Raw genomic sequence first — 13,961 nt, 5'->3', positions numbered from 1 at the left:
GGGACATGGCTAGGGGGCGGTTAGCCGGCCTGTGTCCCCAGAAGCTGGCCGGTGAAATCGGAGCCGCCCGGTCGTATGCAAGTCCGCCGCTGCTGGCTGGGCAATTTTAAGCGGCTGTTTAGTTGGTGTAAATCCGGGTTGCGGAATTTAGCCCCCCGAGTGCGCCCGAACGCGGGGCAGGCCTGGCTGAAGTGCGCTAAGTGGCACGTTCACGAGGGCAGCGAGGCCTGTGCAAGTGCGCTCGGAGAGGTAGACAATGCCTCGTGGCAGCAGGGTTCGCCACCAGTTTCATCACCAATGACTCAGTGAGAGGACCGGATATGCAACTCGGAATCATAGGGCTCGGGCGCATGGGCGCGAACATCGCAAGGCGGCTGCTGCGCGCGCAGCATGAGGTGGTGGTGTACAACCGTAGCGCCGACAAGGTGCAGGCCCTGGCGGCGGACGGTGCCGTCGGCGTCACCAGCATCGAGGCGCTGGTTGGCAAGCTGGCCGCCCCGCGCGCGATCTGGGTCATGTTGCCGGCAGGCGACACCACCGAGCAGATGATCGCGGCGCTGGCGGACCTGCTCGAGCCCGGCGACGTCATCATCGACGGCGGCAACACCTTCTACAAGGACGATATCCGGCGCGCTGGCGAGCTGGCGGCGCGCCAGTTGCATTATGTGGACGTAGGCACCTCGGGCGGGGTCTGGGGCCTGGAGCGCGGCTATTGCCTGATGATCGGCGGCAAGCAGGAGGTCGTCGGCCGGCTCGATCCGCTGTTCGATACGCTGGCGCCAGGCTATGGCGACATACCGCGCACGCCGGGGCGCAACCCCGCGAACGACCGCGCCGAGCGCGGCTATATCCACGCCGGGCCGGCGGGCGCGGGCCACTTTGTGAAGATGGTCCACAACGGCATCGAGTACGGCCTGATGCAGGCCTATGCCGAGGGTTTCGACATCCTCAAGACCAAGGCCGCCGAAAGCTTGCCCGAGGCTGAGCGCTTCCAGCTCGACCTGGCGGATATCGCCGAAGTGTGGCGGCGCGGCAGCGTGGTGTCCTCGTGGCTGCTCGATCTCACCGCGCAGGCGCTTGCCAGCGACGTCAAGCTCTCGCGTTTCTCTGGCGAAGTCGCTGACAGCGGGGAGGGGCGCTGGACGATCGACGCGGCTGTCGAGCAGGCCGTGCCGGTGCCGGTGCTAGCCAGCGCGTTGTTTGCGCGGTTCCGCTCGCGGCAGGATCACACCTATGGCGAGCGGCTGCTCTCGGCCATGCGCTTTGGGTTTGGCGGGCATGTGGAAGAGCATGGCGGCGGGGAGTCCGGTATCGCGCACGCCAGCCGCCCCGCCGGCCTGCCTGATTCCGCACTTTAATGGGGTGGGGCGCGAATTCGTCAGTCCTTTGCCGCGTTGCCGCTAAATTTCCCCAAAGATTGGCCGTTAGCCGGAGCAGTGGCCCGTCATTGCAGCGCGCCGCTCCAGCGCCAAGCACCGCTGGAGCCACGCGGCGATGCCGGGCCCGGGGAAACGATCAACACCGCGCAGCGAGCCCGCGCATTGCGGGGACAAAGGAAGCGTATGAGCAGCTCGATGAGAGACATCGACGAACGGACCAACCTGACCAACAACAACCAGTTCGAGTTGCTGTTGTTCCGCCTGGGCGAGTCGGACCAGTCCGCGCAGAGCGAACTGTTCGGCATCAACGTCTTCAAGGTCCGCGAAATCCTGGTAATGCCCCAGGTCACCACCGTGGTCGGCGGCGGCCCGGCCATGCTCGGCATGGCCGATATCCGCGGCCAGGTGATTCCTGTGATCGACCTGCCCAAGATGGTGGGATGCACGCCGCGCAGCGGCCTGAACATCCTGCTGGTGACCGAATACGCGCGCTCCACGCAAGGCTTTGCCGTGGAAGCCGTGGAAGAAATCGTGCGCCTGGAGTGGAACCAGGTGGTCTCGGCCGAGACCAGTGTCCGGGGCGATATGGTGACCAGCATCGCCAAGCTCCATAACGAGGCCGATCCCGCGAACCCGCGCCTGGTCCAGGTGCTGGACGTGGAGCAGATCCTGCGCGACGTGCTGCCGACCCGCCAGCCGGAAGTGGACCCCAAGACGGTCGGGCCGCAACTGACGCTGCGCCCCGGCACCAAGATCCTGGCCGCCGACGATTCCGCTTTTGCCCGCAGCCTGATCGAGCAAGGCCTCAAGGCCATGGGCGTGCCGGTGCTGATGACCAAGACCGGCCAGGAAGCCTGGCAGCAACTGGGCGAGATCGCCGATCATGCCGCCGCCAACGGCCGCACCGTGCAGGACGAGATCGCGCTGGTGCTGACAGACCTGGAAATGCCCGAGATGGACGGTTTCACGCTGACCCGCAAGATCAAGGCGGACGCGCGCTTCAAGTCGATCCCGGTGGTGATCCACTCCTCGCTGTCCGGGACGGCCAGCGAAGACCACGTGCGCAAGGTGGGGGCCGATGCTTACGTGTCGAAGTTCCTGGCGAAGGACCTGGCGGATACGATCCGGGGCGTGCTGGCACGTTGATGCTTGTGGGAGGGGCAGGGGGGAGAGGGCGGGCGGGATAATACCGTTGGCTTCGCTTCAAGTGGCTCCTAGCCAAACCGCCCCTCTCCCCGGCCCTCTCCCCATGAGGGGAGAGGGAGAAAACAGCCTTCGTCATGGCGCTCGGCGTTGGCCCATTCGGCGGCTTCGGCGAATGCCTCTGGTTTGTCAGCAGGCCAACTCAGGCCGCCATTCCCAGGAACTGCTGCAGCTCGGGCGTAGCCGGGTTGCTGAACAGCTGCTCCGGCGGCCCGATCTCATGCACGCGCCCCTGATGCATGAACACCACCCGATTGCACACCTCGCGCGCAAAGCGCATTTCGTGCGTCACCATCAGCAGCGTCATGCCCTCGCTGGCCAGCTGGCGCACCACGTTCAGCACCTCCACCACCAGCTCCGGGTCCAGCGCCGAGGTAATCTCGTCGCATAGCAGCGCCCGTGGCTGCATGGCCAGCGCGCGCGCAATCGCCACCCGCTGCTGCTGCCCGCCGGAAAGCTGGTCGGGATAGCTGTCGAACTTCTCCCCCAGCGCCACCTTGGCCAGGCACTCGCGCGCGCGGCTCAATGCTTCCGGCTCTTTGACGCCGGCCGCCACGGTGGGCGCCAGCATCACGTTGCGCCCCGCGCTCAGGTGCGGGAACAGGTTGAACTGCTGGAAGATCATGCCGACCTTGCGCCGCAGCGCGCGCAGCTCCAGCTCGCTGCTGCCGAGCTTGGCGCCTGCCACGGTGATGTTGCCTTCGTCGATGCTCTCCAGGCCGTTGATACAGCGCAGCAAGGTGCTCTTGCCCGAGCCGCTCTTGCCGATGATGGCAATCACCTCGCCGGCCTCCACCTTCAGGTCGATGCCCTTGAGCACTTCGTTCGCGCCGAAGCGCTTCTTTACGTTTTCAATGGCGATGAGCGACATTGAGCTTCCTTTCCAGGTGACGGCTGTAGCGGGATAGCGGCCAGCACAGCGCAAAGTAGATCAGCGCGACCAGCGCGTAGACGGTAAAGGGGCTGAAGGTGGCGTTGGTGATGACCGTGCCCGCCTTGGACAGCTCGACAAAGCCGATGATGGACGCCAGCGCCGTGCCCTTGATGATCTGCACCACGAACCCCACCGTGGGCGCAATGGCAATGCGCAGCGCCTGCGGCAGGATCACGTAGCGCATCTGCTGCAGGTGGCCCAGCGAGAGGCAGCCGGCGGCTTCCCACTGGCCCTTGGGGATGGCCTCGACGCAGCCGCGCCAGATCTCCGCCAGGTAGGCGCCGGACCACAGCGACAACGCCAGGCCAGCGGCCAGCCAGGCCGGGATCTCCACGCCGAACAGCGCCAGGCCGAAGAACGCCAGGAACAGCTGCATCAGCAGCGGCGTGCCCTGGAACACTTCGATAAAGGCCCACGCCGCGCGGCGCAGCGGCGCGCGCCGGCTGATGCGCATCAGCAGCACCAGCAGCCCGATGACGGCACCGCCGGCAAAGGCCACCAGCGACAGCACCACGGTCCAGCGCACCGCCATCAGCAGGTTGCGCAGGATGTCCCAGGTTGAAAAATCGGTCATGACGCCCTCCGGAACAGCATGCCGCCGATGCCGCGCAGCACCTGGCGCAGCCCGATGGCGAGCAGCAGGTAGATGGCGGTGGTCAGCAGGTAGACCTCGAACGCGCGGAAATTCCGGCCCTGGACGAAGTTGGCGGCAAAGGTCAGGTCCTCGACCGCGATCTGCGAGCACACCGCCGAGCCCAGCATGACGATCACCACCTGGCTGGACAGCGCCGGCCAGATCTTCTTCAGGGCGGGGCGCAGCACCACGTGGCGAAACACCAGGAAGGGCGACATCGCCAGGCTGGCGCCCGCTTCAAGCTGGCCGCGCGGCACGGCCGCGATGCCCGCGCGGACAATCTCCGCGCTGTAGGCGCCAAGATTGATCACCATGGCCAGGATGGCGGCCTGCATTTCTCCCAGTTGCACGCCCGCGCTGGGCAGGCCGAAGAAGATAAAGAACAGCTGGATCAGGAATGGCGTATTGCGGATCAGCTCCACATAGCCGCCCGCGACGGCCGCCAGCCAGGCCGGGCCCTGGGTGCGCGCCCATGCGCAGGCGATGCCGAGGGTCACCCCCAGCACGCCGCCCATGGCGGTGAGTTCAGCCGTGACCTTGACGCCGTGCGCGAATACGCCGGCGTAGTCGAAGGCCGAGAGGAAATCGAATTGGTAGGACATGCGGTAGCGATCGGTGGAGGCGCCCGGTTGGGGCGCTCATGAGCGCGGAGCTGGCGCAGTACGCCATGCCGCAGCGGCTGCCCGCCGGGCACGGCTTCGCGTGGCTTGGGCCGTCAGTGCATCAATGCATCAAAGCGTGGCCGGCAGCGGCATGCCCAGCCACTTCACCGTGATCGCATTGAGCTCGCCGTCCTTTTTCACTTCCGCCAGGATGGCGTTGACCTTGGCTTGCAGCTTGGGCTCGCCCTTGTTCAGGCCGATGAAGCAGGGCGAGTTCTTGATCAGGAACTTCGGCTCTGGCTTCTTGGGCGGGTTCTTGGCGAGGATGGCGGCTGCCACCACGTTGCCCGTCGCCACCAGTTGCACCTGGCCGGACAGGAACGCGCTGATGGTGCCGTTGTTGTCTTCGTAGCGCTTGATGGTGGCCGTCGCCGGGGCGATCTTGGTCAGTTCCAGGTCCTCCACCGCGCCGCGCGTCACGCCGATGGTCTTGCCGGCCAGTTCGGCGGCACCGGTCACTTTCTGGTCGGCCGGGCCAAACACGCCGTTATAAAACGGTGCGTAAGCCTCGCTGAAATCGATGGCCTTCTCGCGCTCGGCGTTCTTGCCCATGCTGGAGATCACCAGGTCCACCTTCCTGGTCTGCAGGTAGGGCACGCGGTTGGTGCTGGTCACGGGCACCAGTTCCAGCTTCACGCCCATCTTCTTGGCGATCAGTGCCGCCACGTCGATGTCCAGCCCCTGGGGCTTCATCTCGGCGTTGACCGAGCCGAACGGCGGAAAGTCCTGCGGCACCGCGACCTTGAGCACGCCGGCCTTGACCACATCGTCCAGCGCTTCGGCGCCGGCGGCTTGCATCGAGAAGGCGAGGGCAGCGGCACCGAGGCCGAGGAGGAGTTTGGAGAGCTTCATAAGGGTCCTTGCTAGCTTGCCGTTAGGGTGGAAATTCAAAGAATCGAAATCGAAGAAGCGGGTCGTTGCTATCTACCGGTTGCCCGCGTGCTCAGGCCGCATGCCCCAGCGGGCTCAGCGCCTGGCGCAGCGGATCGGGCGGGTCCGCCGGCGTGGCGGCGCTCAGGCCGGCCTCGACGTGGCACAGGTGGGCGTCCATCAGCGCGATGGCGCGCTCGGTATCGCCCGCGGCCAGCGCTGCCACGATCAGCACATGCTCGGCGCAGGACTCGTTGGCCTGGTGGCTGGACTGGTAACGCATGGCAATCAGCGTGGTGCGCGCCGTCAGGTCGCGCAGCGTGTCGGCCAGCAGCACATTGCCCACGCATTCGCCCAGGCACACATGGAAGTCGCCCAGCAGGTAGCTGCGCAGGGCGGTGTCGTCGGCGCTCAGCGCGCGCTGCTCCTGCGCCACGTGCTCCTGTAACCGGCCGATGGCAGCGGCGGAGACCGGCGCCGCATAGCGCAGCAAGCCAAGCTCGATCGCGCGCCGGGCGGCAAATGCCTGGCGGGCTTCCTGCCGCGACGGCTCGATCACAAACCAGCCGCGCCGGGCGGACACCGTGACAATGCCGCGCGCCGCCAGCCGGGTCAGGGCTTCGCGCACCAGCGTGCGGCTGACGCTGAACAGCCCGGCCAGCGCCTGCTCGCCCAGCCGCGTGCCGGGCGCCAGGCGCTGGGCCAGGATCGATTGCGTGATGCGTTCGGCAATCTCGGCGGAAGTGCTGCCGCGGGCGTGGCCGGCGGTATCGCTGAAGGCTGGCATGGAGGGAGCGGCGAAAGTCATGCCAGCCTCAGACGCAAGAGGTATGCCAGACTGATATACAAGCGTGATGTGCAGTTTTTGTACGCAAAACGGCCTTGGCCCGGGCTGGGCGCGCACCAGTTGGGCGCGGCTTATGCCGCTGGCGAGTGCAAGTGCACGGCAGTGGTGCGGCGAGCGCTGCCGGCAAAGTGCTCAGGCTGCGTGTGCAAGGCGCGCGTGGAGGCCGAGGCCCTTGCCGAGAAAGGGCTGCGCGGCCTGAGCATGTGCATCAGCATCGACGATTTCGGCGCGGGCTACTTGTTCTCCGGGCCGCTCGCATCGGAGGATGTTTCCGCCTTGCTGAGGGAACGGGTTCTCGCGCCAAGCCTGGCCTGATCCGATCACCACCCACCGCCCAGCGCGCGGAACGTCGCCACCGCGGCACGCGCGTTGTCGGCGTGCACGCGGGCCTGCTGGTCGCGCGCGGCCAGCAACTGGCGCTCCTCATCCAACACCTCGAACAGGCTCACGGCCCCGCCCTTGTAAGCATCTTCGGAAGCGCCGCGCGCGCGTTCGTGGGCGTCGATCTCGGTGCTCAGCTCCTTGCCTTGCGATTCCAGCTCGGTCAGCGTGACGATGGCGTTCTCGACGTCTTCGGTCGCGCGCAGCATGGCCTTGCGGTAGTTGACCAGCGCCTCGGCGTTGGCGCCCTTGGCTTGCGCCACCTCGGCATCCACACGGCCGAAGTCGAACAGGCGCCAGCGCAAGCCCGCTGCCGCCACCGGCTGGAACGCGGCAGCGGAAAACAGCTTGCCGCCGCTCAGGCTCTCAAAGCCGAGCAGCGCGGATAGGGACAGCTTGGGGTAGTACTCGGCGGTGGCCGCGCCGATGCGCGCGCTGCTGGCGGCCAGCCTGCGCTCCGCCGCGATCACGTCGGGGCGGCGGCGCAGCAGGTCGGCGGGACCCTGGGCCACGGAGATGGCCGGCACGGCCACGCCGTTCGGCAGGGGGCCAAGCTCGGCGGCGTAGGTGCCCGGCTGCGCGCCCATCAGCACATCGAGCCGGTTCAACTGGGTTTGCAGCTCGATCCGCAAGGGAGGGATGGTGACGCGCGCCTGCGCCACCAGCGCTTGCGCCTGGGCTACCTCGCGGCTGGACGCAAGCCCGTCGTGCAAGCGCAATTGCACCAGGTCCAGCAGCTTGCCGTTGTTCGTCACCTGCTCCTGCGCAATGGCAATGCGCTGCTGCGCGCCGCGCACGCGGAAGTAGGCATCGGCGGCCTCGGCCGCCACCGAGATGCGCGCGCCGAGCTGGTTGGCCTGCGCGGCCTGCGCCTCGGCGTCGGCCGCCTCTGCGCCACGCCGCAGGCCGCCGAACAGGTCGATCTCCCAGCTCGCGCCCGCGCCCACATCGTAGAGCGCGGCATTGCGGTCGTAGCCGGGGAACTTGCTCGCGATCTTGCCTAGCGGGCTTTCCAGCGACTGATGCACCTTGGCCGCCTGCGCCGACAAACTGCCTTGGGGCAGCAACTGCGCACCGGCCTCGGCGGCAGCGGCCCGCGCCTGCTGCACGCGGGCAAACGCGGCGGCCAGGTCCAGGTTCTGGTCCAGCGCGCGCTGGACGATGCGCGTGAGCGCGGGATCGTCGAATCCCGTCCACCAGGTATCCAGCGGCGGCGCAGGCTGGCGCGTGGCGCGTGCAGCCAGCGCATCGGCATGCGGGTAGCTGGCTGCGGTGTCGGCCGCGGGCGTCTTGTAGTCCGGGCCTGCCGCGGCGCAAGCCGCCAGGCCCAGCGCCGTCAGCGCTGCCGCGCAGAGCGCGGTGGCCCGCGTCGCGTGCCGGCGCAGGTGCTGGTACGGCCGCGGCTGTTCAGGCGCGAGTCCGGGGCGGGGCGGGGTACGGCTCATGTCCATCTCCTTCAGGGATTCAGGGAAACCAGGAAGCGGCTTGATCGCCGCCCCAGCGGTTTTGTTCAACAAGTTACTTGCATGATGATATTTACAACTCTATACTAACTTTCATCTTGATAGCAACCTGATTTCCCGGAGGTGGCGAACATGCAGAAAAAGCCGCTCGACAACGCGCCTTGCCCCATTGCCCGCAGCCTGGCGCGGGTGGGTGAGCCGTGGAGCATCCTGATCCTGCGCGAGGCGTTCTATGGCAACAGCCGCTTCGACGAATTCCAGAAGCAGCTGGGCATTGCGCCCAACATGCTGGCGCGCCGCCTCGAAACCCTGGTGCGCGAGGGCCTGCTTGCGCGGCGCCAGTACTGCGAGCGGCCGCCGCGTTTCGAATACCTGCTGACTGACCGGGGCCGCGAATTCCGCCCGGTGATGCTGGCGCTGCTGGCCTGGGGCAACCGCCACTTCTCGCCCGAGGGCGAGAGCGTGCTGCTGGTGGACCGCCAGACCGGCGCCACCGTTATCCCGATCCTGGTGGATGCGCAGACCGGGCATCCGATTACCGATGCCGATCACGTGGTCGTGGCCGGCCCGGCCGCCAGCGAGGGCGTCCGCGGCAAGCTCGAAAAGTCGGCGCGGGCACGCGCGGCCACCATCCCCGATGTCCCGCAGGAAACTGTCCATATGTGAAGGCGCTGCAGCGTTAGCGTGTTGAAGCAAAAGTTAGAGCGAAAACCAGAGGAAGCGTCATGACAAGCGATATCACCGCCGAGCGTGCAGGCCCGGCGCCCATCCCCGTTACCCGCAAGCCCCGCATCAGCCGCAAGCGGCTGATCATGACCGGCGCGCTCATCGCCGCCGGCCTTGGCGCCGCCGCCTATGGCCAGCACTGGTGGACGCACGGCCGCTTCCTGCAAAGCACCGACGATGCTTATGTCGGCGGTGAAGTCACGGTGATTGCGCCGAAGGTGCCGGGCTACCTAGCGCAAGTGCTGGTGACCGACAACCAGCAGGTGCACGCCGGCGACTTGCTGGCCCGCATCGATGACCGCGACTACCGCGCCGCGCTGGCCAAGGCGGAAGGGGCGGTGGCCGCCCAGCAGGCGCTGCTGGCCAACCTGGACGCCACCCGCTCCTTGCAGGAAGCCGTGATCGGCCAGGCCCGGGCGGCGGTCACCGCGGTGAATGCCGACACCCTGCGCTCGCGCGACGACCAGGTTCGTTACCAGAGCCTGGCTGCCAAATCGGCCGTATCGGTCCAGAGCTCGCAGAAGGCTGACTCGGACTACAAGCAAGCTCTCGCCAACACGCAGAAGGCGCAGGCCAGCCTGCTCGCGGCGCAGCGCCAGGTCGACGTGATTGCCACGCAGAAGCTGCAAGCGCAGGCGGCGCTCGCGCAAGCCGTTGCCGAGCGCGACATCGCCAAATTGAACCTGGGCTACACGGAGTTGCGCGCGCCCATCGACGGCACCATCGGCAACCGCCGCGCCCGCGTGGGCGCCTACGCCGCGGGCGGCGCGCAACTGCTGTCGGTGGTGCCGGCACGCGGCCTGTGGGTCGATGCGAATTTCAAGGAAGGGCAGCTTGCGCATCTGCGCCCGGGCATGCGTGCCACCGTGGAGGCCGACGTGTTGCCCGGCCGCGTGTTCCACGGCCGCGTACTCAGCCTGGCGCCGGCCACGGGGGCACAGTTCAGCGTGCTGCCGCCGGAGAACGCCACCGGCAACTTCACCAAGATCGTCCAGCGCGTGCCGGTGCGCATCATGCTGGATGACAACGAGGCCGCGCTGGCCATGCTGCGGCCCGGCTTGTCGGTGCTGGCGCAAGTCGATTCCCGCGCCGACGCGCAGGTGCAACCATGAGCAGCAGCGTCCTGGCCGGGCCCGGGCAGGCCACGCAGCCAGCCGAGCCCGCGCAGCCGTCTGCGCCGGCGTATTCCGCGGCCTCCATGAGCACGGCTGCCAAGGTGCTGGCCTTTGCCACCATGTGCGTGGGCATGTTCATCGCCTTGCTGGATATCCAGATCGTCTCGGCCTCGCTGCGCGACATCGGCGGCGGGTTGTCGGCGGGTACCGATGAAACCGTGTGGGTGCAGACCAGCTACCTGATCGCCGAGATCATCGTGATTCCGCTGTCGGGCTGGCTGTCGCGCGTGATGTCCACACGCTGGCTGTTTGCCGTTTCGGCGGCGGGCTTTACGCTGACCAGCCTGCTGTGCGGCCTCGCCTGGAACATCCAGAGCATGATCGCCTTTCGCGCCATGCAGGGCTTCCTCGGCGGCTCGATGATTCCGCTGGTGTTCACCACCGCCTTCGCCTTTTTCGGCGGCAAGCAGCGCGTGATTGCCGCAGCCACCATCGGTGCCCTGGCCTCGCTGGCGCCCACGCTCGGGCCCACCGTGGGCGGCTGGATCACCGACAACTACTCCTGGCACTGGCTGTTCTTCATCAACCTGGTGCCGGGCATCTTCATCACGGTGGCGGTGCCGCTGCTGGTGCGCGTGGACCAGCCCAACTGGTCGCTGGTGCGTGGCGCCGACTATCTCGGCATGACGCTGATGGCGCTGTTCCTCGGCTGCCTGCAGTACACGCTGGAAGAAGGCCCGCGCTGGGACTGGTTTGGCGACGATGTGATTCTCACCACGGCCTGGATCTCGGGCATGGCGGGCGTCGGCTTTGTCTGGCGCAGCCTGACCTACGCCCATCCGGTGGTGGACCTGCGCGCGCTCAAGGACCGCAACTTCGCACTCGGCTGCTTCTTCTCGTTCATCACCGGCGTGGGCATCTTCGCCACCATTTATCTCACGCCGCTGTTCCTGGGCCACGTGCGTGGTTTCAGCGCGCTGCAGATCGGGCTGGCGGTGTTCTCGACCGGTGTGTTCCAGGTCATGTCGATCCCTGTCTATGCCTTCTTCGCCAATCGTGTGGACCTGCGCTGGCTGATGATGTTCGGGCTGGGCTGCTTTGCCTTCTCGATGTGGCAGTTCGCGCCGATTACGCATGACTGGGGCGCGCAGGAACTGTTGCTGCCGCAGGCGTTCCGCGGCATGGCGCAGCAGTTCTCGGTGGCGCCGGCGGTCACGCTCACGCTGGGGTCGCTAGCGCCGGAGCGGCTCAAGCTGGCGTCCGGGCTGTTCAACCTGATGCGCAACCTGGGCGGCGCGATCGGCATTGCCAGTTGCGCGACCATCCTGAACGACCGCACCAACCTGCATTTCCAGCGCCTGGCTGAGCACCTGAACTACAGCAACGAGGCCATGGGCGCGCTGCTGCAGGCGGTGGGCAGCAATATGGCCGCGCTGGGCCACGACGTCGCCGATGCGCAGTCCGCCGCGCTCAGGCAACTGTGGGCACTGACCTGGCGCGAGGCGCAGACGCAGACGTTTGGCGATGCCTTCCTGGTCATCATGGTGTGCTTTGCCATCGCCACCGCCATGGTGCCGCTGCTGCGCAAGGCGGGGCCGCCCATGGCGCCATCGGCCGATGCGCATTGAGGCCTTCCACACCCCGGAGATGGATCATGAACACCCGTTTAGCTAGCGCGCTGGCCTGTGCCGCGCTGTTTGCCGCCATGGCGGCCCAAACCATCCACGCCGGCACGGAGCGCCCGCGCGACGCCGGCGTGGGATGCGCCCGCGCCGACAACCGCTATTGCAAGGCGCCGCAGGGTGCGGCGGCTGGCGATGCACAAGCGCAATGGCCGGCCGCCGCGCGGCCGGCTTCGTCCACCACCCCAAGGAGCTTGTGATGAAAACCAGGGAAGTTGTGTTATGCCATCCCGTTCGCACCGCCATCGGCGCCTATAACGGTTCGCTCAAGGCCACGCCGGCGACCGAACTGGGCGCGGCGGTCATCCGCGAGACGGTGCGCCGCGCTGGCGTCGATCCAGAGCGGATCGGCAGCGTGGTCTTCGGCAATGTGATCCAGGCGGGCAACAGGATGAATCCCGCCCGGCAGGCGGCCATCGGCGCGGGCCTGCCGGTTTCGCTGCCGGCGATGACGGTCAACCGCGTGTGCGGTTCCGGCGCGCAGGCCATCGCCAGTGCCGCCGATGAAATCTGGCTCGGCCATGTCGACGTGGCGATTGCCGGTGGCATGGAGAATATGGACCAGGCGCCTTACCTGATGCCCGCCGCCCGCTGGGGCAGCCGCATGGGCGACGCGGCACTGCAGGACAGCATGCTGCGCGATGGCCTGGTGGATGCATTCTCGGGTGAGCACTCCGGCTGGCATACCGAGGACCTGGTGGCGCGCAACAAGATCAGCCGCGACGAACAGGACCGCTGGGCCGAACGCTCGCAAAGCCGCTTTGCCCGCGCGCAGGAGCAAGGCCGTTTCGTGGAGCAGATCATCGGTGTGCCCGTGAAGGCAAAGGGCGGCACGTCCACGTTCAACGTGGATGAAGCGAACCGGCCGGATACCACCTTCGAGATTCTCAGCAAGCTGCGTCCGGCGTTTCGCAAGGACGGCACCATCACCGCGGGCAATGCACCGGGGCTCAATAGCGGCGCGGCCGCCATGCTGGTCGCCGAACGATCGCTGGCCGAGAGCCTCGGGCTGGCGCCGATGGCCCGGCTGGTGGCCTATGGCGTAGGCGCCGTCGAGCCGGGCTTGTTCGGCCTTGGGCCCGTTCCGGCTGTGCGCCAGGCGCTGCAGCGCGCGCAATGGGCGCTGGGCGATGTCGAGTGGCTCGAGATCAATGAGGCCTTCGCTGCGGTGCCCCTGGCAGTGGCTGGGGAGCTCGGATTGCCGCTCGACATCATCAACGTGGAGGGCGGCGCGATCGCGCATGGCCATCCCATCGGCGCAACCGGGGCGGTGCTCACCACACGCCTGCTGTACGCGATGCGTGCGCATGGGCTACGCCGGGGCATCGTGACGCTGTGCATCGGGGGCGGGCAGGGCATTGCGCTGGCGCTCGAAGCCCTGGACTAGACGGCACCGGCGGGGACGGCATTGCGGCGTTTCAATCCAGCTATCATGTTGAAAGTATCAAGATGCCGAAGCGGAGTCCTCAACCATGCAAAGAAAAACCTTCAGGAACATGCAATGCCCCATCGCCCGCGGGCTGGAGCGGGTTGGCGAGTGGTGGAGCATGCTGCTGATGCGCGAGGCGTTCTATGGCGCGCGGCGTTTCGACGACTTCCAGAAGAACCTGGACATCGCGCCCAATATGCTCACGCGCCGCCTCACCGCGCTGGTGGAGGAGGGGCTGCTGGAGCGCCGGCAGTACTCGGAGAAGCCACCGCGCTACGAGTATGTGCTGACGCAATGCGGGCGGGATTTCCTGCCCGTGCTGCTGGCCATGCTGGCCTGGGGCAACAAGCACTTCGCGCCGGAAGGCCCCAGCGTGGAATTGCGCGACAAGGAAACCGGCAAGGTGGTCGATCCCGTGCTGGTGGATGCCGGCACGGGCGAGCGGCTGAGTTTCAAGCGGCATGCCCTGGTGGCCGGCCCGGCCGCCGCGGACGGCATGCGCCGGCGCCTGGCATCCGCCGCCGGCTTCCTCGGGGGCGCCGAGCAAGCCGGGGAGGCGGGCGACGCGGTGCTCACCGGCGACCTGCCGTAGGCGCTTTGCACTGTTAGCCACTGTTGGCCGCAGTTAACCACTGT

At 67.3% G+C, this 13,961-nt stretch carries 15 protein-coding genes; 9 read left to right on the top strand and 6 right to left on the bottom strand.

The annotated features are described in order from the left end of the window. Positions 1-320: 320 nt before the first annotated feature. Positions 321-1,358 (top strand): phosphogluconate dehydrogenase (NAD(+)-dependent, decarboxylating), encoded by a 1,038-nt coding sequence (gnd, locus tag AC07XB_RS30350; protein WP_492376663.1) that lies wholly within the window; start codon positions 321-323, stop codon positions 1,356-1,358. Between the two features lie 204 nt (positions 1,359-1,562). Beyond that, entirely contained in the window at positions 1,563-2,525 is a 963-nt protein-coding gene (locus AC07XB_RS30345; RefSeq protein WP_416052184.1) for a chemotaxis protein, read from the top strand. Positions 2,526-2,724: 199 nt separating this feature from the next. On the opposite strand, the gene AC07XB_RS30340 is transcribed toward AC07XB_RS30345, so the two are convergent. From AC07XB_RS30340 to AC07XB_RS30320, 5 genes are all read right to left on the bottom strand, one after another. Beyond that, on the bottom strand, positions 2,725-3,453 hold the full coding sequence (locus AC07XB_RS30340) for an amino acid ABC transporter ATP-binding protein (RefSeq protein ID WP_253931565.1): 729 nt from the start codon (positions 3,451-3,453) through the stop codon (positions 2,725-2,727). Beyond that, the gene (locus AC07XB_RS30335; RefSeq protein ID WP_174424714.1) at positions 3,434-4,090 is read right to left on the bottom strand and encodes an amino acid ABC transporter permease; all 657 of its coding nucleotides are present in this window, start codon (positions 4,088-4,090) and stop codon (positions 3,434-3,436) included. The genes AC07XB_RS30340 and AC07XB_RS30335 overlap by 20 nt, the downstream gene beginning before the upstream one ends. Next, a complete protein-coding gene (locus AC07XB_RS30330; protein WP_416052185.1) occupies positions 4,087-4,752 on the bottom strand; it encodes an amino acid ABC transporter permease in 666 nt (221 codons plus the stop codon). The genes AC07XB_RS30335 and AC07XB_RS30330 overlap by 4 nt, the downstream gene beginning before the upstream one ends. A gap of 129 nt (positions 4,753-4,881) precedes the next feature. Further along, on the bottom strand, positions 4,882-5,664 hold the full coding sequence (locus AC07XB_RS30325; protein ID WP_492831146.1) for a transporter substrate-binding domain-containing protein: 783 nt from the start codon (positions 5,662-5,664) through the stop codon (positions 4,882-4,884). Positions 5,665-5,755: 91 nt separating this feature from the next. Further along, complete coding sequence (locus tag AC07XB_RS30320) at positions 5,756-6,490, bottom strand: GntR family transcriptional regulator (RefSeq protein WP_492374612.1); 735 nt, start codon at positions 6,488-6,490, stop codon at positions 5,756-5,758. Positions 6,491-6,547: 57 nt separating this feature from the next. Between AC07XB_RS30320 and AC07XB_RS30315 the strand changes: the two genes are divergently transcribed. Further along, positions 6,548-6,844 (top strand): hypothetical protein, encoded by a 297-nt coding sequence (locus tag AC07XB_RS30315; RefSeq protein ID WP_492886589.1) that lies wholly within the window; start codon positions 6,548-6,550, stop codon positions 6,842-6,844. Positions 6,845-6,849: 5 nt separating this feature from the next. Here the strand turns inward: AC07XB_RS30315 and AC07XB_RS30310 are convergent, their stop codons facing one another. Next, positions 6,850-8,355 (bottom strand): efflux transporter outer membrane subunit, encoded by a 1,506-nt coding sequence (locus AC07XB_RS30310; RefSeq protein ID WP_492831147.1) that lies wholly within the window; start codon positions 8,353-8,355, stop codon positions 6,850-6,852. Between the two features lie 150 nt (positions 8,356-8,505). Between AC07XB_RS30310 and AC07XB_RS30305 the strand changes: the two genes are divergently transcribed. The 6 genes from AC07XB_RS30305 (at position 8,506) to AC07XB_RS30280 (ending at position 13,917) form a co-directional block, all read left to right on the top strand. After that, the gene (locus AC07XB_RS30305; RefSeq protein ID WP_492831148.1) at positions 8,506-9,039 is read left to right on the top strand and encodes a winged helix-turn-helix transcriptional regulator; all 534 of its coding nucleotides are present in this window, start codon (positions 8,506-8,508) and stop codon (positions 9,037-9,039) included. 59 nt (positions 9,040-9,098) lie between these two features. After that, on the top strand, positions 9,099-10,211 hold the full coding sequence (locus tag AC07XB_RS30300; protein ID WP_416052190.1) for an HlyD family secretion protein: 1,113 nt from the start codon (positions 9,099-9,101) through the stop codon (positions 10,209-10,211). Positions 10,212-10,297: 86 nt separating this feature from the next. Further along, the gene (locus AC07XB_RS30295) at positions 10,298-11,842 is read left to right on the top strand and encodes a DHA2 family efflux MFS transporter permease subunit (RefSeq protein WP_492374652.1); all 1,545 of its coding nucleotides are present in this window, start codon (positions 10,298-10,300) and stop codon (positions 11,840-11,842) included. Positions 11,843-11,868: 26 nt separating this feature from the next. Continuing rightward, on the top strand, positions 11,869-12,096 hold the full coding sequence (locus tag AC07XB_RS30290; RefSeq protein WP_492374617.1) for a hypothetical protein: 228 nt from the start codon (positions 11,869-11,871) through the stop codon (positions 12,094-12,096). Further along, positions 12,096-13,283, top strand: coding sequence for a thiolase family protein (locus AC07XB_RS30285; protein WP_492374618.1), 1,188 nt, complete (start codon positions 12,096-12,098; stop codon positions 13,281-13,283). The genes AC07XB_RS30290 and AC07XB_RS30285 overlap by 1 nt, the downstream gene beginning before the upstream one ends. Before the next feature lie 85 nt (positions 13,284-13,368). Next, on the top strand, positions 13,369-13,917 hold the full coding sequence (locus AC07XB_RS30280) for a winged helix-turn-helix transcriptional regulator (protein WP_492831149.1): 549 nt from the start codon (positions 13,369-13,371) through the stop codon (positions 13,915-13,917). Positions 13,918-13,961 lie beyond the last annotated feature (44 nt).

This window comes from Cupriavidus sp. GW821-FHT02F09 (assembly GCF_059421605.1).
Note: the sequence above shows the minus strand (reverse complement) of the source record. Positions and strands in the feature narration are given on the sequence as shown.

Bases quoted from the DNA above. Each gene is read 5' to 3' on its own strand.
- gnd (WP_492376663.1), top strand. From the start codon at position 321: ATGCAACTCGGAATCATAGGGCTCGGGCGCATGGGCGCGAACATCGCA.
- AC07XB_RS30345 (WP_416052184.1), top strand. From the start codon at position 1,563: ATGAGCAGCTCGATGAGAGACATCGACGAACGGACCAACCTGACCAAC.
- AC07XB_RS30340 (WP_253931565.1), bottom strand. From the start codon at position 3,453: ATGTCGCTCATCGCCATTGAAAACGTAAAGAAGCGCTTCGGCGCGAAC.
- AC07XB_RS30335 (WP_174424714.1), bottom strand. From the start codon at position 4,090: ATGACCGATTTTTCAACCTGGGACATCCTGCGCAACCTGCTGATGGCG.
- AC07XB_RS30330 (WP_416052185.1), bottom strand. From the start codon at position 4,752: ATGTCCTACCAATTCGATTTCCTCTCGGCCTTCGACTACGCCGGCGTA.
- AC07XB_RS30325 (WP_492831146.1), bottom strand. From the start codon at position 5,664: ATGAAGCTCTCCAAACTCCTCCTCGGCCTCGGTGCCGCTGCCCTCGCC.
- AC07XB_RS30320 (WP_492374612.1), bottom strand. From the start codon at position 6,490: ATGACTTTCGCCGCTCCCTCCATGCCAGCCTTCAGCGATACCGCCGGC.
- AC07XB_RS30310 (WP_492831147.1), bottom strand. From the start codon at position 8,355: ATGAGCCGTACCCCGCCCCGCCCCGGACTCGCGCCTGAACAGCCGCGG.
- AC07XB_RS30305 (WP_492831148.1), top strand. From the start codon at position 8,506: ATGCAGAAAAAGCCGCTCGACAACGCGCCTTGCCCCATTGCCCGCAGC.
- AC07XB_RS30300 (WP_416052190.1), top strand. From the start codon at position 9,099: ATGACAAGCGATATCACCGCCGAGCGTGCAGGCCCGGCGCCCATCCCC.
- AC07XB_RS30295 (WP_492374652.1), top strand. From the start codon at position 10,298: ATGAGCACGGCTGCCAAGGTGCTGGCCTTTGCCACCATGTGCGTGGGC.
- AC07XB_RS30290 (WP_492374617.1), top strand. From the start codon at position 11,869: ATGAACACCCGTTTAGCTAGCGCGCTGGCCTGTGCCGCGCTGTTTGCC.
- AC07XB_RS30285 (WP_492374618.1), top strand. From the start codon at position 12,096: ATGAAAACCAGGGAAGTTGTGTTATGCCATCCCGTTCGCACCGCCATC.
- AC07XB_RS30280 (WP_492831149.1), top strand. From the start codon at position 13,369: ATGCAAAGAAAAACCTTCAGGAACATGCAATGCCCCATCGCCCGCGGG.